At 39.6% G+C, this 24,713-nt stretch carries 26 protein-coding genes; 15 read left to right on the forward strand and 11 right to left on the reverse strand.

The genetic code is table 11. The features are described 5' to 3' along the window. Positions 1 to 8 precede the first annotated feature (8 nt). On the forward strand, positions 9 to 1,307 hold the full coding sequence (locus BW724_RS03580; protein WP_088073712.1) for an ABC transporter permease: 1,299 nt from the start codon (positions 9 to 11) through the stop codon (positions 1,305 to 1,307). Further along, positions 1,308 to 2,414: an ABC transporter permease gene (locus tag BW724_RS03585; RefSeq protein WP_088073713.1), complete on the forward strand. Its 1,107-nt coding sequence runs from the start codon at positions 1,308 to 1,310 to the stop codon at positions 2,412 to 2,414. Positions 2,415 to 2,615: 201 nt separating this feature from the next. Here the strand turns inward: BW724_RS03585 and BW724_RS24235 are convergent, their stop codons facing one another. Further along, entirely contained in the window at positions 2,616 to 2,744 is a 129-nt protein-coding gene (locus BW724_RS24235; protein WP_268876139.1) for a hypothetical protein, read from the reverse strand. Between the two features lie 732 nt (positions 2,745 to 3,476). Between BW724_RS24235 and BW724_RS03590 the strand changes: the two genes are divergently transcribed. Then, entirely contained in the window at positions 3,477 to 4,508 is a 1,032-nt protein-coding gene (locus tag BW724_RS03590) for a serine hydrolase domain-containing protein (RefSeq protein WP_176371277.1), read from the forward strand. Positions 4,509 to 4,557: 49 nt separating this feature from the next. On the opposite strand, the gene BW724_RS03595 is transcribed toward BW724_RS03590, so the two are convergent. After that, positions 4,558 to 4,956 (reverse strand): DUF4181 domain-containing protein, encoded by a 399-nt coding sequence (locus BW724_RS03595; RefSeq protein ID WP_176371278.1) that lies wholly within the window; start codon positions 4,954 to 4,956, stop codon positions 4,558 to 4,560. 228 nt (positions 4,957 to 5,184) lie between these two features. On the opposite strand from BW724_RS03595, the gene BW724_RS03600 reads away from it, so the two are divergent. After that, positions 5,185 to 6,030, forward strand: a complete 846-nt coding sequence (locus BW724_RS03600) for an AraC family transcriptional regulator (protein WP_088073715.1) — start codon at positions 5,185 to 5,187, stop codon at positions 6,028 to 6,030. 158 nt (positions 6,031 to 6,188) lie between these two features. Further along, a complete protein-coding gene (locus BW724_RS03605) occupies positions 6,189 to 7,493 on the forward strand; it encodes a globin-coupled sensor protein (protein WP_235848884.1) in 1,305 nt (434 codons plus the stop codon). 94 nt (positions 7,494 to 7,587) lie between these two features. On the opposite strand, the gene BW724_RS23455 is transcribed toward BW724_RS03605, so the two are convergent. The 3 genes from BW724_RS23455 to BW724_RS03620 form a co-directional block, all read right to left on the reverse strand. Continuing rightward, positions 7,588 to 7,980 (reverse strand): DUF4190 domain-containing protein, encoded by a 393-nt coding sequence (locus BW724_RS23455; protein ID WP_176371279.1) that lies wholly within the window; start codon positions 7,978 to 7,980, stop codon positions 7,588 to 7,590. A gap of 184 nt (positions 7,981 to 8,164) precedes the next feature. After that, positions 8,165 to 8,926 (reverse strand): PRC-barrel domain-containing protein, encoded by a 762-nt coding sequence (locus BW724_RS03615; protein ID WP_088073717.1) that lies wholly within the window; start codon positions 8,924 to 8,926, stop codon positions 8,165 to 8,167. Between the two features lie 123 nt (positions 8,927 to 9,049). Next, complete coding sequence (locus BW724_RS03620) at positions 9,050 to 9,964, reverse strand: DMT family transporter (protein ID WP_328588739.1); 915 nt, start codon at positions 9,962 to 9,964, stop codon at positions 9,050 to 9,052. A 1,849-nt stretch (positions 9,965 to 11,813) separates the two neighbouring features. Between BW724_RS03620 and BW724_RS03625 the strand changes: the two genes are divergently transcribed. From BW724_RS03625 to BW724_RS23460, 4 genes are all read left to right on the forward strand, one after another. Beyond that, positions 11,814 to 12,182, forward strand: a complete 369-nt coding sequence (locus BW724_RS03625) for a PadR family transcriptional regulator (protein WP_088073719.1) — start codon at positions 11,814 to 11,816, stop codon at positions 12,180 to 12,182. Further along, the gene (locus tag BW724_RS03630; RefSeq protein ID WP_088073720.1) at positions 12,169 to 13,206 is read left to right on the forward strand and encodes an HAAS signaling domain-containing protein; all 1,038 of its coding nucleotides are present in this window, start codon (positions 12,169 to 12,171) and stop codon (positions 13,204 to 13,206) included. Before BW724_RS03625 ends, BW724_RS03630 begins: the two co-directional genes overlap by 14 nt. A 264-nt stretch (positions 13,207 to 13,470) precedes the next feature. After that, a complete protein-coding gene (locus BW724_RS03635) occupies positions 13,471 to 14,019 on the forward strand; it encodes an isochorismatase family protein (RefSeq protein WP_088073721.1) in 549 nt (182 codons plus the stop codon). A 333-nt stretch (positions 14,020 to 14,352) separates the two neighbouring features. Beyond that, positions 14,353 to 14,517 (forward strand): hypothetical protein, encoded by a 165-nt coding sequence (locus BW724_RS23460; RefSeq protein WP_176371280.1) that lies wholly within the window; start codon positions 14,353 to 14,355, stop codon positions 14,515 to 14,517. 42 nt (positions 14,518 to 14,559) lie between these two features. Here BW724_RS23460 and BW724_RS03640 read toward each other — a convergent pair whose 3' ends face one another. Then, complete coding sequence (locus tag BW724_RS03640) at positions 14,560 to 15,291, reverse strand: gamma-glutamyl-gamma-aminobutyrate hydrolase family protein (RefSeq protein WP_088073722.1); 732 nt, start codon at positions 15,289 to 15,291, stop codon at positions 14,560 to 14,562. A 317-nt stretch (positions 15,292 to 15,608) separates the two neighbouring features. On the opposite strand from BW724_RS03640, the gene BW724_RS03645 reads away from it, so the two are divergent. After that, positions 15,609 to 16,592 (forward strand): immunoglobulin-like domain-containing protein, encoded by a 984-nt coding sequence (locus BW724_RS03645; protein ID WP_088073723.1) that lies wholly within the window; start codon positions 15,609 to 15,611, stop codon positions 16,590 to 16,592. Positions 16,593 to 17,228: 636 nt separating this feature from the next. Continuing rightward, positions 17,229 to 19,199 (forward strand): S8 family serine peptidase, encoded by a 1,971-nt coding sequence (locus BW724_RS03650; protein ID WP_088073724.1) that lies wholly within the window; start codon positions 17,229 to 17,231, stop codon positions 19,197 to 19,199. A 145-nt stretch (positions 19,200 to 19,344) separates the two neighbouring features. On the opposite strand, the gene BW724_RS03655 is transcribed toward BW724_RS03650, so the two are convergent. The 4 genes from BW724_RS03655 to BW724_RS03670 form a co-directional block, all read right to left on the reverse strand. Next, complete coding sequence (locus BW724_RS03655; RefSeq protein WP_088073725.1) at positions 19,345 to 19,560, reverse strand: hypothetical protein; 216 nt, start codon at positions 19,558 to 19,560, stop codon at positions 19,345 to 19,347. 2 nt (positions 19,561 to 19,562) lie between these two features. After that, a complete protein-coding gene (locus tag BW724_RS03660; RefSeq protein ID WP_088073726.1) occupies positions 19,563 to 19,790 on the reverse strand; it encodes a hypothetical protein in 228 nt (75 codons plus the stop codon). Between the two features lie 40 nt (positions 19,791 to 19,830). Further along, complete coding sequence (locus tag BW724_RS03665) at positions 19,831 to 20,154, reverse strand: ArsR/SmtB family transcription factor (RefSeq protein ID WP_088073727.1); 324 nt, start codon at positions 20,152 to 20,154, stop codon at positions 19,831 to 19,833. Between the two features lie 124 nt (positions 20,155 to 20,278). After that, positions 20,279 to 20,494: a hypothetical protein gene (locus BW724_RS03670; RefSeq protein ID WP_088073728.1), complete on the reverse strand. Its 216-nt coding sequence runs from the start codon at positions 20,492 to 20,494 to the stop codon at positions 20,279 to 20,281. Positions 20,495 to 20,676: 182 nt separating this feature from the next. Here BW724_RS03670 and BW724_RS03675 point away from each other — a divergent pair, with 182 nt between their 5' ends. The 4 genes from BW724_RS03675 (at position 20,677) to BW724_RS03690 (ending at position 24,066) form a co-directional block, all read left to right on the forward strand. Further along, positions 20,677 to 21,141, forward strand: a complete 465-nt coding sequence (locus BW724_RS03675; protein ID WP_417891440.1) for an NUDIX hydrolase — start codon at positions 20,677 to 20,679, stop codon at positions 21,139 to 21,141. Positions 21,142 to 21,355: 214 nt separating this feature from the next. Then, a complete protein-coding gene (locus BW724_RS03680; RefSeq protein ID WP_088073730.1) occupies positions 21,356 to 22,150 on the forward strand; it encodes an ABC transporter ATP-binding protein in 795 nt (264 codons plus the stop codon). Positions 22,151 to 22,174: 24 nt separating this feature from the next. Next, positions 22,175 to 23,296, forward strand: a complete 1,122-nt coding sequence (locus BW724_RS03685; protein WP_088073731.1) for an ABC transporter substrate-binding protein — start codon at positions 22,175 to 22,177, stop codon at positions 23,294 to 23,296. A 5-nt stretch (positions 23,297 to 23,301) separates the two neighbouring features. Next, positions 23,302 to 24,066 carry an ABC transporter permease gene (locus BW724_RS03690; protein WP_088073732.1) on the forward strand — a complete coding sequence of 255 codons (765 nt, stop codon included), beginning with the start codon at positions 23,302 to 23,304 and terminating at the stop codon, positions 24,064 to 24,066. A 95-nt stretch (positions 24,067 to 24,161) separates the two neighbouring features. On the opposite strand, the gene BW724_RS03695 is transcribed toward BW724_RS03690, so the two are convergent. Then, positions 24,162 to 24,662, reverse strand: a complete 501-nt coding sequence (locus BW724_RS03695; protein WP_088073733.1) for a winged helix-turn-helix transcriptional regulator — start codon at positions 24,660 to 24,662, stop codon at positions 24,162 to 24,164. Positions 24,663 to 24,713: the final 51 nt, after the last annotated feature.

Raw genomic sequence — 24,713 nt, forward strand, 5'->3', positions numbered from 1 at the left:
TGAAAAAAATGGGCAATTTTCTTAAGAAGGATATACTCGTTTTGCTTCGAGATCGTACAGAATTAATCCTCCTCTTACTCATGCCAGTTATATTAATCGCTATACTGAGCTTCGCATTACGGGGAGTTCTAGGTGGAGAAACAGCTGACATTCACTTGGACATAGGATTTGTGATGGAGGATGATGAACAGCAAGGGATCGTCACATTCATTGAGGAATTGGAAAGCTCGGGAATGCCCCTTGAAGTGGTTCAGGAGCTACAATATGCTGCAGAAGAAGCAGAGCCTTATACGATGTTAATAGATTTATTGAACCATGAAAGTATTACGGACATGGTGACACTAGTAGAACTCGATTTTTTACAAGGGAAAGAAGCTTTAGAGAATGAGGAAGTTTCCGCTTTGTTAACCATTCCTGAACATTTCACGTACCGTACACTTCAGAAAATGATATTAAACGAAGGGGAAGGAAGTGAACTTCTTATTACGGTAAAGGATTATAGTTCGCTCACGACAGAAGTGTTTCTTAACATTATAAATCGCTTTGTAAACACCTTAAATTTTGAAACGGCGATATCCCATACCCTCATAGAGATGGGAGAGGAAGAGATGCTATACGAGCTTGCTGAACAAGGGGACTGGGGGACACAGGATTTTGGTGGGATTGAATCGATTACTCCTCGTGATCCTATTACTTCTTTTCAATATTACACGATTAGTATGGCCGTCATGTTTGTATTATTTGTTGGATCGACCATTGCTAGTAAAGCATATGTGGAAAAAAAGCAGCATGTATTTAATCGAATCATGCTTTCAAATCAACACCCGATTATATATTTAGGTGGAAAAATCATTTCCGCATCGGTTATCTCATTTATCCAACTAGTGATATTGTTTCTGTTGTCCACTCTGGTTTTTCGCACCTTTCCGTTGGACGATCTAGCCTTCTGGGGTGGGATAATTATCATTGGAGTTATTCTTGCAATTTGTGTAGGAGGATTTGCTGCCCTGTTAACATCAATTGCCGTAAAGTACGAAAACGATGCAATAAATCATATTTATTCAGGTGGGATTGTGACTCTACTTGCATTTGCTGGAGGAAGCTTCTTCCCAACGTCCGAAATGCCATCATTCATTAGCGCGATAGGAAACTGGACACCAAATGGTGCAGCATTAACAGCATTTTTGAAATGGATGCAGGAGCTTGATTTGATGGTGATTCTTCCTTATTTGATACGAATTGCTATTCTGGCTATTATCTTGATTGCTGTTAGCATTTTAATTTTTCCAAAAAGGAGGTCGGTGTAGATGATATCTGTGTTTCTATTACAATGGCAGCGCCTACGTCGGGCACCAATACTTGTACTCTCTTTTCTTGGATTAACGATTTTGTTCGTATCGGTGTTAGCAGGATTTGGTGGGCCGAATAGTCAGTTTACAATCTACACTTATGGCGATCCTACCTTGGAGGAAGAGAATAGGGATAAATGGCTTGACCGCTTAAATGAAGAGGGAAATCTCACTTTTCATTGGGTAGAGGAATCAGAAGCTGTTGAAGCAGTTACTAGCAGAAGTGCTGGGATGGCCTTAAAGCTTATGAATGACGATTATCAGATTCTCATTGCAGTGCAGGATCCTTCAAGTGTAATGATTGAAAACTATGTATATCAAGTGTTTTCAGAGGAGCTTCGATTGCAAGAAGTGGCTTCTCATGTAAACGCAGATGAATTTTATTCTAATCTAGATAAGGTAATGAGTGATCCTACCATGAAGGTGACAACGGAGTCCTTAAGTGGAGAAGAGAGTTCCTATGCTTTTGATGAACGGCTCCATTTCCTATTTGGCATGACACTATTTTTCTCCATTTACACAATGATGTACAGTTTAATGAATGTAGCGGAGGAAAAAAGGGTTGGAACTTGGGATCGCCTTATCGTCTCTCCCCTATACAAGTGGCAAGTTTACACTGGTCATTTGCTTTACAGCTTTTTAATAGGAATGATTCAAATTGTTGTTGCATTCTTATTTTTTCAAGTGGTTTTTGGATTTGATTTAGGGGAGCGATACGGAACGCTGTTACTCGTCATTGGTTGTTTTGCATTTGCAATCGTCAGCCTTGGCATGCTCGTGATGGGCTTAGTTAAAAGATCACAGCAAATGCAGGCAGTTATTCCAATCTTGGCTACGGCGATGGCAATGCTCGGTGGTGCTTATTGGCCAATTGAAGTTGTTTCGAATGAAATCATGCTAGCATTATCAAAAGGGATGCCGATATATTATGGGTTGGACGCTTTGAAAGGTGCCGCTATTTATAACATGGGTATGCCTGAGCTATTACAGCCAATATCCATTATGCTATTGTTCGGTGTTGTATGCATGGGGATTGGAATTAACTTAATGGAACGCCGGGCTTAGTGGAATAGGGATAATACGGAGTTAGTAGAGAAACCTCAGAATGAGTAATGTGGAAATTATTCATTCTGGGGTTTCTTGATGTATGTTAAAAAATCAATTAATGTTTTGTTAAAAGGTACTCGCTATCCAAAGTGGTCATCCGCAGAAAGCGAGTAGGCTGTAGCGCACACCAATGCAACAAAAACTATTCTCAGGGAAACCTTATTCGAATACCATATTGTATATTTTCGCAATATCCTCCTTGAATTTCTCTATATGAACGATCCTTGCTTCCCTCAATGCTTCTTTTCCATCTACATATAAAACAATGACTGGCACTGTGAATGCCATCAGTTCACCTGCAATTTGTGGAACTTTATCTAAATCAACTAATCTTGCCTCGAGCTTTGGGAATGCTTGTAGAACTTCCTCAACCTGAGGAAGGAGACCATGACAAACGCTTCACCTCTCAGCAAATACGTATATGAGAGCCATATCATTTTGGTTCTTAAGTTGTTCTACTTCATCAATTGAGATGATTTCTTTCATGATTTTATTTTCCTCCCTGTCCTTGTCTATGTATTAGTATTATCATAAATGATTCTTATTTTAACTCAAAATTATTGGTGATTTACCCTAAATTAATTATTTAGGTTGGTATGGATTGGACTAGCAGATCTGGCCCTGATCTGGTATGAGAATCAAAGAAATGCATTTTTCATACCAGATCTCGCCCTGATCTGGTATGAGAATGTAGAATTAGAAGATCTCATACCTAATCTCGCCTAGATCAGGTATGAGAATGTAATTTTTGAAGATCGCATACCTGATCCCGCACTGATGACCTGGTATGGAATTCTAGATTTCCTTATTATTATCCCATATCTCTCCAGCTCTGGTCTGAAGAACTAGGGGTATCTGATGAAAAAGATCAATATGACAAAATATCAATTAGCAATCTTCTGAAAAAAGCACACTAAAGGGTGGATAAATGTGGTAACATGTTTTTGAGTCCAGGAACCGTTAAAAATATGTTGTCCGTTGCTAAAGTCATTTGATTAAAAGCAAAGGAGCTTATTTAATATGAACAAAAAACTAAATAGCAACGTAATGGAATTAGTGAAGGAGCAGTGTGACAAAATCAACTTTTCAGGTGTCATCCTTGGGAAAGATAATGAAGACGTCTTATTTGAGTCTGCATTTGGTTTTGCAAACAGGTCAGACAAACTAGAAAATAACATGGATACACGCTTTGGAATAGCATCCGGTTGCAAGATTTTCACAGCAGTTGCCATATGTCAACTCGTAGAAAAAGGCTTGCTTACATTTGAAACGAAGTTGGAGGACTGTTTAGAAGCGAACTTTCCTCACTTTGATGAAAAGGTGACAGTACATCATCTCCTTACCCATACATCAGGGGTGCCAGATTATTTTGATGAAGCTGTGATGGATGATTTTGAAGACCTTTGGAAGCAAAATCCAATGTATCGGATTAAAAGATTAGAAGATTTTCTTCCCCTGTTTCAGGATCAGAAAATGATGTTTTCCCCAGGAGAGAAGTTTCACTATAATAATGGCGGATTTATTCTCCTAGGTTTAATTGTGGAATCAATCTCGAGGCAGAAATTTCAAGATTATGTAGTAGAACATATTTTTTCTCCAGCAGAAATGAAAGAGTCTGGGTATTTCTCTTTCGACTGCCTTCCAGGGAATACAGCCTTAGGATATATTGATGAGGAAGATGGGTCATGGAGAACGAATATATATTCTCTACCAATAATAGGTGGATCTGATGGTGGCGCTTTTATCACTGCCAAAGACATGATTCGATTTTGGGAGGCCCTATTGACGAATAGGCTCCTTAAAGAAGATATGACTAGAAAATTACTAACACCTTATGCACAAGAGGAAGTTGATGGGGACGAGTATTATGGATATGGCGTTTGGATAAGCAAAAAAGATGATGACATATTTAAATATCACGTGATGGGTTATGACCCTGGTGTGAGCTTTGCATCTTCTTTTTATCCAAAACTCGGGTTGAAGCTTGTCATACCATCCAATAGGTCTTGGGGGCCACATGATGTGACGGAGACAATTGAAGATTATCTGTAAGAAGAAAGCGCATGGGTTCAGTGGGAAACCACCGTGGCCCATGCGCTTTTTAGATGAAGTCCAATAAACCAAACTGCATGATAGCAAGGATAACAAATGAAAAGTAGGCTGCATCACTGATGGAAAGTATGGCCTGCTTTGGTTTGTCAGAATAATTTTTCTCAAAATGAGCGTTGATTATTGAAACGGTTAATAGGTACAAAAGTAAGGCCATAAAGAAAAAGTTAAGCGAAAGGTAGCCATTTGTTTGTAATAAGGGGATAAAGGGAGTAACTATAGCGAAAGTTATACTGATTGTTCTTTCAATTATCTTATGCGTCCGATTCACGTGATTACTGCCGAAAATTTTTCTTTTTTCTATATTAAACTGTTTTCTTAAAGCAAATTGGATTAGATAGTTTAGAGCGAACACAGCGATAAATGCCAATATAAAATAAATCCAAAACATCATTATTACCACCTTAAAAATCATAGTTTTCCAAGACTTATGTATTCTTAAAAATCATTTTAACATAATTTCACTGTTATTTTTGTTGAATAATAAGATATTTCAAAAAATACTTCGTTATTGTGGGAATGGGAGGAACTAGCTGAAAATCCTACAAAACTGTGCACACATTATCGGGTTGGAGCAGCCTGTAATTGCTATTCTATAAAGGAAAGGGAGGTCATATTAATGGATTCGCTGGAAAACATGAATGGTGCCATCAATTATATTGAGGATAATTTAGAAGGGGACATTGATTTTAAAGTAGTTGCGATGATTGCACAATGCTCTGAATATCATTTCAAACGAATGTTTTCGTTTCTGGCTGGAGTATCCTTGTCTGAATATATTCGTCGACGTCGTCTCACATTAGCAGCTTTTGAACTAAAGGATAGGGACTTGAAGGTAATTGATGTAGCCATGAAATATGGGTATGGATCTCCAGACTCATTTACCAGGGCATTTCAAATCATTCATGGTGTTACTCCTTCTGAAGCCCGTGAACATGGCCATTCATTGAAAGCTTTTCCTAGAATGACCTTCCAACTAACCATTAAGGGAGGAACGGAAATGAATTATAGAATAGAAAAAAAGACAGCTTTTCGTATTGTTGGGTGGAAAAAAAGAGTTAAACTGGTTCCAACAGGTACAAATCCTGAAATTGGAGAGATGTGGGAATCGATCAGTGATGAAACCTATACGCAGATTGAGGAGCTTTCTGATTTAGAACCATCAGGAATTATTAATGTATGTGCAAACTTTTCAGAAGATGGTGTAGAAAATGGAGAACTAGATTATTATATTGCTGCTGCAACGACGAAACCATGTCCAGAAGGTTTAGATGAGCTTCAAATAGATGGGTACTCCTGGGCAGTCTTTGAAGTAGAAGGTGATTGGGAGAAAGTCCAAGATACTTGGGGAAGGATTTATTCTGAATGGTTTCCATCTTCTGGCTATGAGCATGTGGAGGGACCAGAGATTTTAGGGAGCAAAGATAATAAGAGTGAGATTTGGATGCCTGTAGTAAAAAAATAGTATCTGTTTTTTGAAAGTCCTAGATAATGAATCTAGGACTTTTTAACATAATCATAGTTCTAAAGGTGTATTCCCTCCCTCCTATTTGGAGAATTATGCTATATTTAGAAAAAGCGTGGGGCTTATACTATAGAAAAATAGTAATCGGGGGAGTTATGATGTTTCTAAAGGGGAAAAAAGAGCGACTATTAGAGTATGACGTTGAGTCGATAGGTGACATTGATTTTTTAGCCAAAGAAGGCGGAAGCAGCTTAAACAATCAAATTGAAATGATTGATTTAACAAAAGAGGATTTAGCAGTGGTGAGAGCACTTCAGCCCACCATTGAAGAGAACTTAAAGGATTTAGTGGATAAGTTCTATAAAAACATTGAGACGGAATCATCACTTACAGATATTATTCAGGATCATAGCTCATTTGACAGATTAAAGAAAACGCTTACGATTCATATTCGTGAAATGTTTAGTGGCGTCATTAATGAGGAGTACATACAGAAACGATTGAGAATTGCTTATGTTCATGTAAAAATCGGCCTTGAAACGAAATGGTATATGTGTTCTTTTCAAGACTTACTGTTATCAATTATTCAGTTGATTGAAGATGGAAACTATCGAAAAGCAGATGCGTTTAAAGCAATGAGGGCTGTAACGAAAATATTTAATTTAGAGCAACAACTTGTTTTAGAAGCATATGACCAAGAAACAGCCCGGATAAAACAAGAAGCAGAGAACCAGAAGGTAGAATTGAGTAAAGAAGTCTCGACAGCTGCTTTGAGCCTTGCAGCAGTCTCTGAAGAAGTAAATGCATCTTTCCAGGAGTTGCAGTCACAGTCAGAAGAAATTAATAGATTTGTTACTGATGCTGATCATTTATCCACATTGGCAGAGGGCCGTTCTGTAAAAGGAAAGGAGCACATCACGAAGCACCATCAAAACATGTCGAAGATTCAACATGTTATTGATGAAGTAAGGGAAGATGTAGCGGGCCTTTTGGAGATATCAAAGCAAATGCAGGATATTATTAACATGGTAACTGGAATTGCAGAACAGACTAATTTACTTTCATTAAATGCTGCGATAGAAGCTGCCCGAGCTGGAGAGCATGGGAAAGGTTTTTCTGTCGTAGCAGATGAGGTAAGGAAATTATCAGACGAAACGAAAAAGTCAGTCGGTAATGTTTCTAATCTTATTTCAAATACTAATGAGCAAATGGATAAATTGACCGATTCCCTTGAGAGGATTCGTTCTGAAGTGAATGAAGGCAACACAAGTATGGAAGAGACACAGAGTCACTTTGATGAAATACTTGATACTTTACAGAACTCTAAAAAGCAAAATGCGAGTATTAAAAATGAATTTACTGATTTTGTGCAGAGAGTGAATGAGATTGGTGCAACCTTTGATGAGGTCGCAGCTTCCGCAGATAAGCTCACGGGGATTACGCAAGAGTTGGAGGAAGCTTAGTTGGAAAAGGGAATACTAAAAGATGGGTCCTATTCTAAAATGATTAGGCCCCATCTTTATTAGTTATGATTTATTATTTTTGATACTTCAATCATCAACCACCAATATTCATATAAAGATAGAAGACGAGTGCTGCAAGGAGGAATGGGGTTAAGATGGAGAGTATGCTGATGATGATCCCTGCAATCGCCATTTTACGTCCTACTTCTTGAGTGGTTTTTATCTCCCGAAGGCTTAATATACCAGAAACAAGTGCAATAATAGCCATTGGTATGCCAATAAAAAATTCAAAAAATGATATAAATAGAGACCCAATACTTAATACAAGAGAAATGATTGCTTTTACATTTCTTTTTGGCGGTTCAACAGTGTCAGCTGCAGGGGGATTAATCTTAGCGCTGTTTGAGTCAATGTTAGTTTCATCATTTGGTGTATTTCCTTCATTTTGTTGATTTGGTTGTTTTGATTGTTTTGCTTTATCGCTCATGTTATCTAATCCATCCATTGTTTTTAGTAGTGTTTTGCTTTTGTTACTAACTATAGCGAAGTAGGATTTGAGTGTCAAACGCAAATGAAAGATGAATTCGTAGACATAAAAAATCACGTAAGGCTTTCCTAAACTTAACCTTACGTGACTATAGCAGACCAGTACTACTCGCCTATCCAAATATTTAAAAATATGGTGTCTTGTTATAGCTTTCATGAAGTCTTCTTTCATCTTCTCTCGTAAACGGTGTGTTGAATTCGAAGAAAGGGCCATTTTCTACCAAGTCTTTCGGAAGGTCAATGATAACTTCCTTCTCTTCCCAAGAGATTTCTTCCATCCAATCTACTGATAGGGCAGTAAATTTCCCATGTAACATCGGTTTTGTATCCACAACAAAGTATTGAAGTTTCCAGTTATTATCATCAATGATGAAATTAGTTACCTTGCCGAGTTTTCCATCAGAAGTTTTCACCTTAAAGCCAGTCAAATCGCCTTTCATCTCATTCACACTTGCCAACATACGTGATTCTTCTTGTTCAGGAGTGAGGTTTGGTTCCGTTCGTGCTGCGTGCTTTAATTCTTCAGGTGTAGGGAAAGCACCATGATTTGTAGTATCATGGTGGTTCCAATAATGGGGCCAGGCAAAATAAGTGTTCAAGATAGCTTCTTTTCGTCTAGAAATGGGCTCGTCCTCTTCAACGACTGGACTATCTTTAATGTTTTCCTTTGTTTCTAGTATATTGACTGTTTTGTTTTCAAAGTCCACATGATCGAATGTGACGGGAGAGAGAAGAACTCTTTTGCCAGGGAGCCATTTTCTTGTGTCAATAACGAGATAACGGGCAGTCCAATTTTCTTTATCAAAATAAATGTCCTTTACTTTTCCTAATTCACCATTGGTTGCTTGTACATTAAACTCTTGTAATTGTGTTGCAAAAACTAACATTCGATGATTCCTCCTCAAATGTTTTGTAGTTGTAGTTTACCTCGTCTTAGTTTTCTTTTACCGTGAGAGAGAGAATTTAAACATTTGACTATAGAGAAAGACACTTCTAATGGAGAAGTGTCTTTAGGAGGCGCTTTTATCTGCTAGTTTTTTCGCCGTATCGCTCTTCTTAAGCGTTGTTAGTATTACGCCACCTATAACGATAAGTGCCCCGATGACCTGCATCACAGTGATGTTTTCCCCAAGCCAGAAGTAAGCTCCAATCATTGTCACCACTGGAAGAAAGTTAAGAAAAACGGAAGCCTTCGATGGTCCAAGGACATTAACCACTCTGTTATATAAAATGAGTGCAATTAAGGAAGGGAAGATCCCTAAATAGAGAAGTCCTGCAATATACCCTGGATTCCCGAGTGATGGAATGCCTGTAAAGAACCATTCAGTGAGCACGATAGGCAGTAGAACAATGACGGAAATACCTGTCATAACTGTAAGGGCAGCATATGTTGGAAAAAGATGCATGTACTGCTTGACATAGATGGAGTAGATTGACCATGAAGCAATGGCGCCAATCATGATAAAGTCTCCCACATTCCAGTGCATGGAGGCCAAGTTAAGTATGCGTCCGTCCATAACCACCCATACGGCACCAATACAGGAGAGTGCTACCCCTAACCATTGAATTTTTAGTAATTTTTCCTTAAGTATGTAGGCACTCAGAATGACAGTGACGACTGGAATGACAGTTTCAAGTACGGCAACGTTTGAAGCTGTTGTGAATTGTAGTGAACCATAAATGAAGGTGTTGAAAAATGTGACGCCGGCTAAAGTCATGATAAGAAATGGCTTTCTATATTCCCAGAAGGTCATTCGATTTTTCCAAGCGCTTAAATATCCGATTGGAAAAACAACGGTGAATGCGATGAGCAGTCTAAAAAAAGCAATTGTAAATGGTGGCAGTTCGTTGATTGCTTTCCCAATCAAGATGTTTCCTGCATAGAAGAAAACAACCAACATAATGAATATGTAAGGATAGATAATAACACCCCATTGTTGTGAAAGTTAGTTTATTCAGTATTTCTACCATAACATAATCGTGTATTTTTAATAATGAATATGCTGCGTCGGTGACTTGAAGTGGTTGAGCTGGATGTGGGCGGAATTGAGGCGGATGGGGTGGTGACTGGTGCGAATTTAGGGGGAGGCTGTGACTGTGGAGATTTGAGGCGAACTGAGGTGGAATAGAGGCGGAGGCCGTGACTGTGGGTGATTGAGGTGAATGCCGTGACTGCGGAGATTTGAATGAATAGGATAAGAAAAGCTCTTGAATCGGATCGGTTAGGAAATTTGAATAAATTTTAGTGGTAGCTGGCTCCATTCATTACATGTGAAGGGAGTTTTTTGCGTTGCTGTCCGTAGATTCTAGGGCAGCGGACAAAGTAGACTAGCTAGCTCGCTGAAATGTCCGTAGATTCTAGGCCAGTGGACAAAATAGCTTAGTTATATCGCTGAAATGTCCGCAGAATCTAGGTCAGCGGACAAAGTAGCCTAGCTAGCTGGCTGAAATGTCCGCAGACTCGTGAGCAGCGGACAAAATAGCTTAGTTAGCTCGCTGAAATGTCCGCAGCCACCAGGTCAGCGGACAAAGTAGCCTAGCTAGCTCGCTGAAATGTCCGCAGAATCGTGGCCAGCGGACAAAGTAGAGTAGTTAGCTCGCTGAAATGTCCGCAGCCTCGAGGTCAGCGGACAAAGTAGCCTAGCTAGCTCGCTGAAATGTCCGCAGAATCGTGGCCAGCGGACAAAGTAGAGTAGTTAGCTCGCTGAAATGTCCGCAGCCTCGAGGTCAGCGGACAAAGTAGCCTAGCTAGCTCGCTGAAATGTCCGCAGAATCGTGGCCAGCGGACAAAGTAGAGTAGTTAGCTCGCTGAAATGTCCGCAGCCTCGAGGTCAGCGGACAAAGTAGCCTAGCTAGCTCGCTGAAATGTCCGCAGAATCGTGGCCAGCGGACAAAGTAGAGTAGTTAGCTCGCTGAAATGTCCGCAGCCTCGAGGTCAGCGGACAAAGTAGCCTAGCTAGCTCGCTGAAATGTCCGCAGAATCGTGGCCAGCGGACAAAGTAGAGTAGTTAGCTCGCTGAAATGTCCGCAGCCTCGAGGTCAGCGGACAAAGTAGCCTAGCTAGCTCGCTGAAATGTCCGCAGAATCGTGGCCAGCGGACAAAGTAGAGTAGTTAGCTCGCTGAAATGTCCGCAGCCACCAGGTCAGCGGACAAAATAGCCTAGCTAGCTCGCTGAAACGTCCGCAGAACCGTGGCCAGCGGACAAAGTAGACTAGCTAGGTCGCTGAAATGTCCGCAGAATCGTGACCAGCGGACAAAGTAGACTATTTAGCTTGATGAAATGTCCGCAGAATCTAGAGCAGCGGACAAAGTAGACTAGCTAGGTCGCTGAAATGTCCGCAGAATCGTGACCAGCGGACAAAGTAGACTAGTTAGCTCGCTGAAATGTCCGCAGCAACCAGGTCAGCGGACAAAATAGCCTAGCTAGCTCGCTGAAATGTCCGCAGAACCGTGGCCAGCGGACAAAGTAGACTAGCTAGGTCGCTGAAATGTCCGCAGAATCGTGACCAGCGGACAAAGTAGACTAGTTAGCTCGCTGAAATGTCCGCAGAACCAAGGTCAGCGGACAAAATAGACTAGTTGTATCGCTGAAATGTCCGCAGACCCCAAGCCAGCGGACAAAACAAACTAGTTAGATCAATAAACTGTCCGCAATCACTCCCTCCCCCCGCACCCGCAGCTCCCAACCTCCCCCTCTCACTACAAAATAAAATATTTTATTTTGACAATAGTGTGCAACACACACTATAATAACACTGTAGGAGTTGATCGGAATGGAGAAAAACAAAGTAGACGAAATTATCTTAAGTTTAATGCAAGAAATGAGGCGGGGAACGATCATCATTGGTGTTCTAAGTCAGTTGTCCAAACCACAATATGGATATTCTTTAGTAGCTGTTTTAGGGGGAAAGGGAATACAAGTGGAACCGAATACCCTCTATCCACTTTTAAGGCGGTTGGAAAAACAGGGACTACTGGAAAGTCAGTGGGACACGAATGAAACGAGACCAAGGAAATATTACGTGCGCAGTACTTTAGGAGAAGAAGTATATGATCAACTTTGCGTGGAGTGGGGCAAAATGGTCCAAAGCATGAGCACATTGCTAAAGGACGAGGGAGGAGAAGATGATGGAAGTAATTGATCGGTATATTTATGCTGTTGTTCATCGATTGCCAGCAAATCAAAGGGAAGATATTGAACGGGAGCTTCGTGGATTAATTGCAGATATGAAGGAGGAACGGACGGGGGTTCACGCCGGAAATGGTAACGATGATGAAGAGATAGTAGAAGAAGTATTATTGGAATTAGGAAATCCAAGGGAGCTAGGGGATAAATACCGTGGGAAAAAGAGGTACCTGATTGGGCCAGATCTTTATGATTCATATTGGTCTATTTTGAAGATTGTTCTAGTGGCTTTAGGGATTGCTATGAGCGTTGTATATGTGATACAAGCAATCATGACCCCTCAAAATATTCTACAGCATTTCATAGAATTTTTTGCAACAGTTATATCAGCGGGGATTCAAGGGTTTGCTTGGGTAACAGTAATATTTATGATTATGGAAGCGCGGGGAGTTAATAAAGATTCCCTAGGAATAGAGGAAGGTGTAGGCTGGAAACTATCAGATCTTCCATCAGTGCCTGATGATCGCTTGCGTATTATGCGCAGCGAACCTATTATTGGAATTGTTTTCTCCATATTGTTAGTTGTATTTTTCATATTTTCTAACCATTTCTTTGCAGTATTTACTTTCCAAGATGGAGATACAACCTCTATTCCTGTTTTTAATGACGTAGGAATTAGGGCTGTCCTTCCATATTTGTATGTATTACTAGGTCTAGGGATATTGAAGGAATGTGTGAAACTCGTTGCAAAAAAATGGACACCAAAACTAGCATTCTTTAACATTATCGTTAACGCGGTTTCGTTTATCTTTATTATATTTGTCTTTACGGAACCAACACTTTGGAATCAGGATTTCATGGGTATGATGGTTGATGCTGGCGTTTTAGCCATAGGAAGTGACGCATATCAAACCGTGATGTCTATATGGCAAGAGGGACAACACATCATCTTAATCCTAATTGGGATCGGATATTTAATAGATACCATCGTTCCCCTTGTAAATATCTATCTCAAAGGTGACAAGAAAGTAAGTAGTTAGCTTCAATAAAAAACTAGTGTGTAATGTGGGGAAATAGGAGATTGATCCTTTGAATGAGGCTTAGGGATTGATCTTTTTTATTCATCATCAATCTCATTCAATCGGGACTTAATGAGCTGTTATGGAGGCGAACTGATAAAGATAGTTTTTATGTTTTCATTAAAGAAGCTGTTCAAGAAGAAACGAATTCCCATGGAAAAATAAAGGTATCCTGCACTAATATATAGAAATAATTACCTATTAAATAAACAAGTAGGTGAGCATATGAAAGGACTTTTAGTCATTGATGTACAAAATGGTATCGTGAACCATGGTGAATTTAGTGAGGAACTTTCCTTAATGGAAAATGTAATAAAAGATTTCAAAGAAAATAAATCTCCTGTCATCTTTATGAGACATTTTGATGATGTGGAGGAAAGCTCCTTGTACAAGGATTCTGTTGGCTCTGAACTACATGATTCATTAAAGGGTCATGCAGAATATGTATTGGTGAAAAAAACGCCGAGTTCCTTCTATAATACAGAACTCTCTAGCACATTAGAAAAGCTAGGTGTTGACCATCTTTTTATCATAGGCTTTAACACGGAGTTTTGCTGTATGTTTACGGCAATCGCAGCATTTGACAGAGGGTATAAAGTGACGTTTATTGAGGACGCAACTGGTACCGTCAATAATGATGAAACTTATGAAATGAAGGGTCTAGACATAAAAGACTTCGTGGGGACTGTTTTACACTGGTCGGAAGCAATTGAGGTATTGGATTATGAAGAGTATATCGAGGTATACAAAGGAGACAAAGGAAATGTTTTTTAGCTTCTATGAAAAAGTAAATAATTCCATTCCATATAATCTGAGGTTCGGTGAGTTTATTCTTTATTTTTTCATATGCCTGGCTATAATAGCATATTTCATTGGTTATATGGCAGGTAGCACATATTCCCATTTCATAAACAATTAAAGTAGTGTGGGAGGCGAGTAGATGAACCCGAAGCTAAATACAAGGAATTTAGTTCTAGTTTAAGGCGTTATTTCTAAAATAATTTGTACATGCCTACCAAGACAATTATAATAAATATATATAGAAACGCTAGTAGTCAAGGTGCAGCATGAGTGGTAAGCCACCTTTATCTTGTAAGGAGCGAAGTTATGAATAAATGGACTTTAATATTGTTTAGTATCGTATCAGTGTATAGCTTTATTTCATTAGTATATATCCTGATTGCAAATGGTGGAATAGATATGAGCTTAGTTGGTTTATTCGCTGGTTCTACTGGATTAGCTTATTACAACTATACAAAGCTAAATAAATGAACAGAGGAGGTACCTAGTTGATGGTATCTCCTCTTATTTTTATTAAATTAGTGCTCCAGTTTTTAATTTGCATGCTTCAACGAATGCCTCGAATAGTTTTCGACTATGGAGGTCTGATTTATAGCTGAATTCAGGGTGCCATTGCACAGCCATATGAAACGTCTGATCAGGTTTTGCGACAGCTTCCACTAGACCGTCCTCTACTGTTGCGATGCACACCAGTTTATCCGCCAATGTTTTAATACCTTGATGGTGATAGCTGTTTACCATGATTTTGTCCGTTTCTAAGATGTCGTAGAGCAAACCTTCCTTTTTTAGAAAAACAGAGTGTACAAGCTTGTCATAGGGTGGTTTTTGCTTATGAAGGAGCTTAGGTTCTGCAATTCGTTGAGTTGGCAGGTCTTGGTACAATGCGCCCCCTAATAGGGCGTTGAATAGTTGAATCGCGCGGCAAATTCCAAATACAGTTTTATCAGACTTGATTAGTTCCTGGTACAGCATTTTTTCCATGGCATCCCGTTCCCTACATATTTCTCCGCACTCAGGTAATGCCGTTTCTCCATAAATGGAAGGATCAACATCTTGTCCGCCAGTAAAAAGGAAACCGTCATATGTACTTGCGAGCGTTTGAATGGTCTGAAGGTCCGTCGTTAATGGCAGCATGACGGGAATTCCACCTGCCTCTTCAATCCCTTTCATATAACCAGGTACCATCCAGTAGCTGTCTTTCTCAGCATCGTATAATGGCAAAACGCCTATCAATGGTTTCTTCATGGAAATCAATCATCCTTTCTTAAGTGTTGTAGCTTCCACTACCATTCGAACAGTTTAATCATGGAATCATTTTAGCACGACTCTTGAAAAATGTGGCATGAGATGAACTTTTCTTTTAGTTTGGTTACCGTAAAAAATAGGTTTTGATGGAACAAACTACAGTTTACTTGCTTTCCTTGGAGAAGCTGACAAGCCTCTTCGAGCATCGCTCTGTAGAGTCTTGCCCTGCCTCCAGCAACTGTGGAGTCTCAACCAACGATGAAACTTTTTCTCCTGACTGTCGTCTAATGAAAAAATGATAAATAGGTGTGATAGGGATGGAAACTTCTGATAAAAAAATCAGTGTTTTGATGCTAAAAAGGTTTAAGTATTTCACTCTCATGGTAGCCACTTTCACAATGCTCCTTATAATAGTTGGGTGTGGAGAAGGTGGAGCCTCGAAGTTGTCTACACATGATTCAGTACCTTCAGAGACAGAATGGGAGGAAGGGCAAGGAGAATTAAAGAGTAGAGCTGGCACTGCTGAGGTAGATCCTGACGATGCAGTTACTGATGAAGCGATACCGATTGGTGAATTTCCTCATTACTTTTGGGAGGGAACGGAATATGAAGAACCAACTGGTACCTGGTTTTTGAATAATGGAGAAGGCTTTTTCGGTTATGGTTTGACGGGTGGGACACAGGAGGCTGGCGCTGAGCTATTTGTCTCTTTATTCGGTCACAATCCAGATGGAGAAATACTTGAACGGGATGTTCGTGTCCAATTGACGGAACGGGACAACGGCTCTAACGAAAAAATAGAGTTAGTTTATGAGGAAATAGTTTATGTGGAAAAAGTGGAGGAGGAAACAGTAATTTTCACTAACGTTTTGCCTGAAAAGGAAAATGTCACTTATTTTCTTAGTGCTGAAATCCTGAACGAAAACGGAGAGGTAGAGGATACACAAGTAGCTGCGATTTATGTACCTAAGCCTGAAATTAATGCAGAATTGACGACTGAACAAGTGGAGTTCAGCACTTCAGACTCAGAACTCACCCTTATTCTGGAAAACTATGGTCCTACTCATCTTTTCCTTGGTACGTATTATACGATTGAAAAAAAGGTGGATAACACATGGAAGGTGGTCCCTTTGCATGCAGACTTCGAAGATATCGGCATTGTTTTACAAGTGGGAGACACGTATGAGCAGTCAGTAAATATAAGTGGTCTCAACGAGGGATTATATCGAGTTGTTAAGGAGATAGGGGCAGATGGACTGGATCTAAGAGAGGTACTAGCAACGGAGTTTTTAATAGATTAGTAGTTCATGAGCCAATTTATTACTATTATGCGTCTAAACCTTGGTGCGTCAAAGCGTAACAGTGCCAAGGGTTAGGCGTATTTTTTAGGTACAAGGAAGTAGCATGAGGGAGTTATTACTATAATTATTATTCGTTTAAAGAAATAGGATCTCCAATCACTAGGAATATGATAGTGGTAATAGATAGTTATACTACGAACTTTTTCATGTTTTTGAGGGTAGGGTGATGTCGATTCATGTAACAATAATGCATTCCAACTCAAAGTGAACGGCATTTCTTAAACGTAGTGTAAATGTAGCAATTCTATTAGATGTATAGCACATAATCGGTTTTATAGAAAAATAGATCACATGACACAATCTTCTAGTATATTTTCAGTATTTTCTTACAATTACATTGATTGTAAAAAGAACTGTGCTTAGTATTGTAACTGAGTTCATAGCCCGTTCATTTTTTTCAGCAAAGCAATTCGGAATGGGTATGAACGACAACAAACCCCTAGTAGAGTCTGTTCAGTTGCACAGTCAACAATCAGGGTGTTAGGGAGAAAAGGGGGATTAGGCCAAGAACAGGATTTATATGATGTGAAAATGTAGGTGAAGTTTTCAAAAAAATCATTCTGAAAGGGGCATTCAATGAAGAAGTTACTAACCTTGTCGATATTGACTCTTGCGATGCTTGTAGGGTTCTTTTCTGTTAATGCGTTCGCGGATAATGAGGTCCAGAAGGAAGAGCATAAGTACATTGAAGGGCAACTAATTGTTTCAGTGGAGATGGACGGGAAGGAAAACTCATTAAAAGGCCAATTGAACAGCACCACAGAATTATTACAAGATAATGCAGAACTTAAGAAGAAGGGCTTTGTTGTAGCTGATTCCTTACTGGAGGAGAAAACATCTGATTCCCAAAGTGTGTTCAGCGATTCTTTTGTAGAAAAGGCAGCAAAGAAGACAGGGTTCGTGTACCTGATGGAGTATTCAACTGCTGAATATGACTCCATAAAAACAGCTAAAAAAGAGCTGGAAGAAACATTGAATGAACTTGGCCTAAAAGTAAGATACGTATCAGAAAACTTCGTTGTAGAGCTTTTGGAAACAGAAGCTGTAGCCGAAGCAGATGAAAATAAAATTGCTCCTCTTATGCATAGGAATCAAGAATGGCATTATGGCATGATAAATGCTCCTGATGCATGGGGAATTACAACAGGCAGTAGTAATGTGAGAATGGCAGTATTAGATACTGGGATTGACTCCAGTCACCCAAGCTTGAGGAATTTAGTTGATACAAGTCTTGGAAGAAGTTATGTTGGTGGAAATCCTGAGGACAGACAAGGGCATGGAACGCATGTTGCTGGTACCATTGCTAGCTATGGTAACGTGTCAGGTGTTATGCAAAATGCATCTCTCATTTCTGTAAAAGTACTAGGAGATGATGGAAGCGGCTCAACGTATGGGATTCAACAAGGTGTTTTATATGCCGCAAGCATCAATGCAGATGTTATCAATATGTCCTTAGGTGGTGGTGGATATAGCCAAGGTTTCAGTGACGCCATTGATACTGCTGTGGCAAATGGAACTGTCGTCATTGCTGCATCTGGAAATGATGGGAGAGCCTCTATTTCTTACCCTGCTGCATATGAAGGGGCAATTGCAGTTGGGTCTGTAACCTCTAGTGGAAGTCGTTCTAACTTTTCTAACTATGGAAATGGTTTGGAGTTAATGGCTCCTGGTTCAAGTATTTATAGTACTTACCCAAATGGACAGTACAGAACGTTGTCTGGTACTTCCATGGCTGCTCCCCACGCAGCAGGGGTTGCAGGATTAGTAAGGGCAGTCGATCCAAGTTTGTCTGTATCAGAAGTTCGTGGGATTTTAGCTGATACTGCTCAATATGCAGGTGGCTCCCATCAATATGGAAACGGAATCGTGGACGCTTATGCTGCAGTGCAAGCAGCTGGAGGTTCAGGAGGTGCACCAGCTCCGTCTGAAACAAATACGTCTGTTTCAACTAATGGTAGTGTTTTTGAACGTGGCGATGATGTAACGATGACTGCTTCCGTTACGGATGGTAGTGGGAATGGACTTCAAGGTGCGACAGTGAATTTTACAATCACTCGACCAAATGGTTCCACTGTCACAAACACAGCTACAACTAATTCATCTGGGAATGCAACGTGGACAATTGGTTCAAACTCACAAACCGCATTAGGCACATACGAGGTAACGGCTGAAACGACTCTATCAGGATATGAATCTAGTTCAGATACAACATCATTTAGTTTTTCAAATCAAGCACAAACCCAACAAACAGTCACCGATGTATCAACGAATAGTAATTACTATGTACGTGGACAAAATGTTACAGTATCGGCTGAGGTAAGGGATCAAGATGGGGCGGCCCTTTCAAACGCCACTGTTTCTTTCACGATTACACGGCCAAATGGAAGCACCGTGACGAATACAGGAACAACGAATAGCGCTGGTGTTGCGACTTGGACTGTATCCACAAGTGGAGCAACGGCTACAGGAACTTATCAAGTTACAGCAGAGACCTCCTTAACTAATTATGAAGGAAGCTCAGACTCAACTAGTTTCTATGTTTATTAATTAATAGGGATACTTAGAGATAGTAAGAGGGGATGAATCAAAGGTGAAAATTAACTTTTTGATTCATCCCCTAAAAAAACTAAAAAATTGTTTGGTGAAATGTACCATTAATAACTTTATTGGTGGCCTACAAAAGTCTCGTAGATTAATCCACTTCTTTTAACATCTTTTCTATCTTTGTTATCCGATTAGTTATTTCCTTCATTTGCTGGTGTTGTAGTGTTGCATTTTCTTTTTCAAGCCTTAGTCTTTCCTCAGCTCGTTGATCCATTCTACGTACTACTTTTACAACAGCAACGATAACGAGAATGGGTAGTATAAAAAATATTACGAGGAAAATCAATTGGAACATGATATCCATTGTTAATCTATCTCCTTCAGCATTCTTTCTATGTTCGAAATTCGATTATTTATCTCATTCATTTGTTGCTGTTGAAGAGCAGCATTTTCTTTATCGAGCTTCAATCTCTCCTCAGCTCGTTGATCCATTCTGCGTACTGTTTTTATAACAAAGACGATGATAAACACGACTATTCCTAAAGGAATTAGCATCATCAATAATGGTAATAGTGCAAAAACGATAGTCTCCACTTTCATACACCTCCAAAGCTTTTATAATATACGTGTTAAGTTACTTATTTTTCTTTTTCATTGTCAGACTGTTTTCTAAGCCAGCGATTAGCTCCTCATCCAATGGAAGATTGAAGGGGGTTAATTCATAATACTTCATTGCTTTACCGTCTTCAGATACCTCGTGGTGTCCTTTGATGATGTCAACCTCCTCTAGTTTTTTTAAGTGTAAATAAAGCAATGGTCTGCTAATACCTAATTCTCTAGCAAGCTGGCTAACGTATTGCCGATCTTGTTTTAACACGGCAATGATTTTAAGTCTGTACGGGTTTGATAAAGCTTCCAAAACATGTAATAGGTCGTCTCCATATTTAATATCTTTCATATGTAATAATTTTATTACAGGTGTAATGAAAATACAACTAATAATTTTAAAATGTAGAGGTTGCGTTAGTGCTCTGCATGAAATTTAGGTCGTGGAGAATGTAATGATTGCGAAGGTCTTTTTGTTAATCAACTTCTTTTAACATCTTTTCGATATTTGTCATCCGATTATTAATTTCATTCATTTGTTGATGTAGTATGGCTGATTTTTCTCTTTCGAGCTTCAACCTTTCCTCGGCACGTCGTTCTATTTTTCGAATTGTTCTTATAACAAAAACAATGATAAATATAATAATGCCTAATGGGAAGATCAAAGGTAGTAATGCAGTAAGAATTTCCAATTCCGATCACCTCCATATTTGTAATATCTAATCTTCTTTATATCCCCTTTGCTTTTAATATTTTTATTTTATTACTAGTATTATAGGAAAACAACTGTAATTTTGAATATTTTGAAAATATTTACAAATAGGTTTGTGATAATATGGTGTTTATAGAAGGGGAGTGTATCAACTTGGGATATGTGGAAGATTTGAGAGAGTTAGTTGGTCAGAGGCCACTTATATTCGTAGGTGCAGTCGTCATCATTGTTAATCCTGATGGGAAGGTTTTGCTACAACAAAGAACTCATCCTTATGGTGTCTGGGGGCTTCCGGGAGGCTTGATGGAGTTGGGCGAGTCAACAGAGGAGGCAGCAAGGCGCGAAGTATTTGAGGAAACTGGTCTAAGAGTAGGGGAACTAAACCTTATCAATGTCTATAGTGGTGCAGAAAACTTTGTCGTTGCTAAAAACGGAGATGAATTCTATGTCGTTGTTGTCGCTTACTATACGACTGAATATGAAGGTGATCTTCATGTAGATTTATCAGAATCCATCAAGGTGGAGTTTTTTGGACGTGAAGATATTCCGACAGAGATGGTTGGTAGTCACAGAAAAGTATTAGATGAATATTGGCGGAAACATGAAAACTTCCTTAAGGAGCGATAGCTTTTGAGGGAGTTTTTTAATTCGCTTATTCGTTGATAACAAAGGGAGTTTTCAGAATAAAAACATTTTCATTATACGAATAGTGAAAAATAGGTTGATTTTTTTAACTCACTCGAATAAAATAATTCATATAAATCATAGTAAATTAATAGGAATTATAAGAATATAGGGACGAAGGATTCAACTTTGAACCTCGTTCGAGGAGGTGCCGTGCATGGCAGCAGGAACAAAACCATTTCTTCAATTAGATCGTGTCGATAAAAGTTTCGAAAACGATGGAAAGCTTGAGAAAGTCCTTCAAGATATTACATTTGAGATGGAGAAGGGAGAAGTAGTCTCGATACTTGGAAAAAGTGGGTGTGGAAAGAGTACACTGTTGAATCTGATTGGTGGATTCGATAAGCCATCGAGTGGTGATGTTTATTTTGATGGATCCATTGTTACCTCCCCAAGTCGTCGTGCGATTATGTTATTTCAGGATTACGGCCTATTTCCATGGAGGACGGTTAAGAAAAATGTGGAACTTGGGCTTGAGCCAGATAAAAGCTTAACACCTGAGGCGAGAAAAAAGAGAGCCTTGGATTATATAAAAATGGTGGGCTTAGAAGAGAGTCAAAATCGTTTTCCAAGTCAATTGTCTGGTGGAATGAAGCAACGGGTGGCTATCGCTAGGGCGTTAGCAATTAAGCCAGAACTCATTTTAATGGATGAACCCTTTGCGGCACTGGATACATTTAATCGTTATTATCTTCAAGACGAATTGTTAAAGCTTCAAGACCAGGAGAAAACAAACATAGTGCTTGTGACCCATGACATTGACGAAGCAGTTTATTTATCGGACCGTGTAATCATTATGGATTCAAATCCAGGAAGAATAAAGAAAGTAGTTAAAATAAACCTTTCAAAACCGAGAGACCGCAGTCATGGTGATTTTCATTATTATCGCAAAGTTATTTTTGATTCGTTCCGATTTGCAAAAAATGAAAACCAGCCAGAATACAATATTTAGTTAAACAGCAAAGGAGGTGGAGGCATGAAGCGTTGGTTTAGGGTAAGTACAATATTTTTCTTAGTAATATCATTAATCTTATCAGCTTGTGTTGGGCAAGGTCCTCGTGAGGAAAATGTCATCAGAGTAGGTTATTTACCTATCACACATGCAGCTCCATTATACTTCTCGAAGGAATTTGAGGAAGAGTTTTTAAATGGAGGAAGAATTGAGCTTGTTCGTTTTGGATCGTGGATTGAGCTCATGGATGCGTTGAATACAGGGCGAATAGACGGTGCTTCTGTTTTATTTGAACTAGCAATGAAAGCACGAGAAAAAGGAATTGATTTAAAAGCGGTGGCTTTAGGACATAGGGACGGAAATGCGATCGTAGTAGGTCATGACATTGACGATGTTTCTGATTTAAAAGGGGAGACGGTTGCGATTCCCCATACATTATCAGCCCATAACATTCTCCTTGATGATATGCTTCAGCAGGCAGGGCTGAACTATGAAGACGTTAATGTCGTGGAAATGCCACCACCTGAAATGCCGTCAGCCCTATCAGAAGGAAGAATATCAAGTTACATTGTAGCGGAGCCATTCGGCGCATTAGGTGTGACCTTAGATACAGGTCATGTTTTATTTCAATCAAATGAAATTAGGGCAAATTCCCTTTGCTGTGTCCTCGTCCTGAGAAGCGATTTTATGGAAGAGCAACCTGAATTTGCAGATACATTCGTAAAGGGATATATCGAGGCAGGAAAAAAAGCAGAGAGCTTCCACGTCCATGAACATGGGGACGGTTCTAGTGTTCACAACAGTCACCATGGTAGTTATGTTCAAGAAACTGTTGCACAAGAAGGCGCTAGTCCCGATGAAGGAACAGATGGAGCGGACGTATCAGAAGGATCGAATGTTGAATCTAGTAATCTAGCAAACTCTTCGTCTACACAGTGGGATATTAAGGAAACTCACATGAATTACTTGAATATCACTGAGGAGGCACTCGCCCTGTCTTTAAACTGGATTTCATATGCAGATTTGCAGATTAAAGAGGAAGAATACGAGTTTTTAAGGCAGCGTGTAGTAGAAATGGGATTATCTGATAACCCACCGCTGTATGAGGATTTTGTTGATCAATCATTCTTTGAAGAAGAGATGTGAATCATATGAGACGAGTATTTTCTAAGTTTACTAATATACTAGTGGCATTTGTTTTAGTGATTGTTGTCTGGCAGCTTGTCATTTTTATTGGTGATTATCCCGAGGCGTTGCTGCCCCCACCATTAGCTGTAGGGGAAGCGATTGTATCACTTATTCGAGATGGAACATTCTTCGTACATTTGCAAGTAAGTATGTTCCGTTTTGCGAGCGGCTATTTGTCTGCTGTCATTGCTGCAGTCGTTTTAGGTTTAATTTTAGGGCGCCTACCGTTAGTCTGGAAAGTTGTGGATCCTATCGTTCAGGTTTTGCGACCAGTCGCACCTGTAGCCTGGGCACCATTCATTGTACTTTGGTTCGGGATTGGAAATATGCCAGCTATCGTTACAATCTTTATTGCTGCGTTTTTCCCAGTACTCTTATCGACTGTTTCGGCTGTGAAAAAAATAGATAGAACGTACTTAAAGGTGGCACAAAATCTTGAATTAAATCAACCAGCATTAATGTACAAAATCATTCTGCCTGCTGCTTTTCCGTATATTGCGAACGGTTTGCATATTGCTGTGGGGACAGGTTGGATCTTCCTTGTAGCAGGTGAAATGATCGGTGCCCAATCGGGACTAGGATATTTAATTATTGACTCACGAAATGCCCTAGATTTGGACTTTGTCCTCGCAGGGATCATTTTCATCGGTGTACTTGGCTTAATTCTAGACAAATTAATCGGATTTTTTGAAAAATGGGTTGGAAAGCAGTGGGGCGCACAAGGGTGAAGAGGAAATAGGGGAAGGAAAGAGAACAGCCTCTCAAGTGGAGGTTGCTCTCGCACGCTCGCTGATTGCGATTCTATTCTTCCGTTGTTCTTAGGTTATTCTTCCGTTGTCGCAAGTGTAGCTGAATCTGAAGTTGAAGCTGAAGTTGGAGCTGAATCTGAATCCGCATCTGATAATTCCACAGCCCTTATTTCATCCTTACTGACGACCTTGTCACAGGCAGGGCAATAATACTGAAGCTGTACCTCCGTATCGCATGTATGTACCAGTTTTTTGTAACACTTGTCCAAATGGTTTCTGCCCCAGATGATCAGGGCATGAAAGACATCCTCCAAGTCTTTACCGCTTTGAGTGAGGCGGTACTCATATCTCGGTGGATGCTCAGAATAGATGGTCGATTGAACAAGACCTGCTTCCTCTAAAAACTTTAGTCGGTCAGATAAAAGATTAGGGGAGAGCCCCTTCAAGTTTTTCTTGATTTCGTTAAAGGTCGTATGGCCAATTAATATTTCATGAATCACTAATAAGGTCCAGCGATCGCCAACAAGATTAAGAGTTTGGGCGATATTGCATGGAAGTTTATACCGTTCTTTCATTAAGAATCATCCTCATTTAATAATTATTAGCTTGTTTCATTATAACATAGG

Origin of the sequence: Litchfieldia alkalitelluris (genome assembly GCF_002153425.1) — a bacterium.
GTDB lineage: Bacteria > Bacillota > Bacilli > Bacillales > Salisediminibacteriaceae > Evansella > Evansella alkalicola.

Bases quoted from the DNA above. Each gene is read 5' to 3' on its own strand.
- BW724_RS03580 (WP_088073712.1), top strand. From the start codon at position 9: ATGGGCAATTTTCTTAAGAAGGATATACTCGTTTTGCTTCGAGATCGT.
- BW724_RS03585 (WP_088073713.1), top strand. From the start codon at position 1,308: ATGATATCTGTGTTTCTATTACAATGGCAGCGCCTACGTCGGGCACCA.
- BW724_RS24235 (WP_268876139.1), bottom strand. From the start codon at position 2,744: ATGGCATTCACAGTGCCAGTCATTGTTTTATATGTAGATGGAAAAGAA.
- BW724_RS03590 (WP_176371277.1), top strand. From the start codon at position 3,477: ATGAACAAAAAACTAAATAGCAACGTAATGGAATTAGTGAAGGAGCAG.
- BW724_RS03595 (WP_176371278.1), bottom strand. From the start codon at position 4,956: ATGTTTTGGATTTATTTTATATTGGCATTTATCGCTGTGTTCGCTCTA.
- BW724_RS03600 (WP_088073715.1), top strand. From the start codon at position 5,185: ATGGATTCGCTGGAAAACATGAATGGTGCCATCAATTATATTGAGGAT.
- BW724_RS03605 (WP_235848884.1), top strand. From the start codon at position 6,189: ATGTTTCTAAAGGGGAAAAAAGAGCGACTATTAGAGTATGACGTTGAG.
- BW724_RS23455 (WP_176371279.1), bottom strand. From the start codon at position 7,980: ATGAGCGATAAAGCAAAACAATCAAAACAACCAAATCAACAAAATGAA.
- BW724_RS03615 (WP_088073717.1), bottom strand. From the start codon at position 8,926: ATGTTAGTTTTTGCAACACAATTACAAGAGTTTAATGTACAAGCAACC.
- BW724_RS03625 (WP_088073719.1), top strand. From the start codon at position 11,814: ATGGAGAAAAACAAAGTAGACGAAATTATCTTAAGTTTAATGCAAGAA.
- BW724_RS03630 (WP_088073720.1), top strand. From the start codon at position 12,169: ATGGAAGTAATTGATCGGTATATTTATGCTGTTGTTCATCGATTGCCA.
- BW724_RS03635 (WP_088073721.1), top strand. From the start codon at position 13,471: ATGAAAGGACTTTTAGTCATTGATGTACAAAATGGTATCGTGAACCAT.
- BW724_RS23460 (WP_176371280.1), top strand. From the start codon at position 14,353: ATGAATAAATGGACTTTAATATTGTTTAGTATCGTATCAGTGTATAGC.
- BW724_RS03640 (WP_088073722.1), bottom strand. From the start codon at position 15,291: ATGAAGAAACCATTGATAGGCGTTTTGCCATTATACGATGCTGAGAAA.
- BW724_RS03645 (WP_088073723.1), top strand. From the start codon at position 15,609: ATGGAAACTTCTGATAAAAAAATCAGTGTTTTGATGCTAAAAAGGTTT.
- BW724_RS03650 (WP_088073724.1), top strand. From the start codon at position 17,229: ATGAAGAAGTTACTAACCTTGTCGATATTGACTCTTGCGATGCTTGTA.
- BW724_RS03655 (WP_088073725.1), bottom strand. From the start codon at position 19,560: ATGGATATCATGTTCCAATTGATTTTCCTCGTAATATTTTTTATACTA.
- BW724_RS03665 (WP_088073727.1), bottom strand. From the start codon at position 20,154: ATGAAAGATATTAAATATGGAGACGACCTATTACATGTTTTGGAAGCT.
- BW724_RS03680 (WP_088073730.1), top strand. From the start codon at position 21,356: ATGGCAGCAGGAACAAAACCATTTCTTCAATTAGATCGTGTCGATAAA.
- BW724_RS03685 (WP_088073731.1), top strand. From the start codon at position 22,175: ATGAAGCGTTGGTTTAGGGTAAGTACAATATTTTTCTTAGTAATATCA.
- BW724_RS03690 (WP_088073732.1), top strand. From the start codon at position 23,302: ATGAGACGAGTATTTTCTAAGTTTACTAATATACTAGTGGCATTTGTT.
- BW724_RS03695 (WP_088073733.1), bottom strand. From the start codon at position 24,662: ATGAAAGAACGGTATAAACTTCCATGCAATATCGCCCAAACTCTTAAT.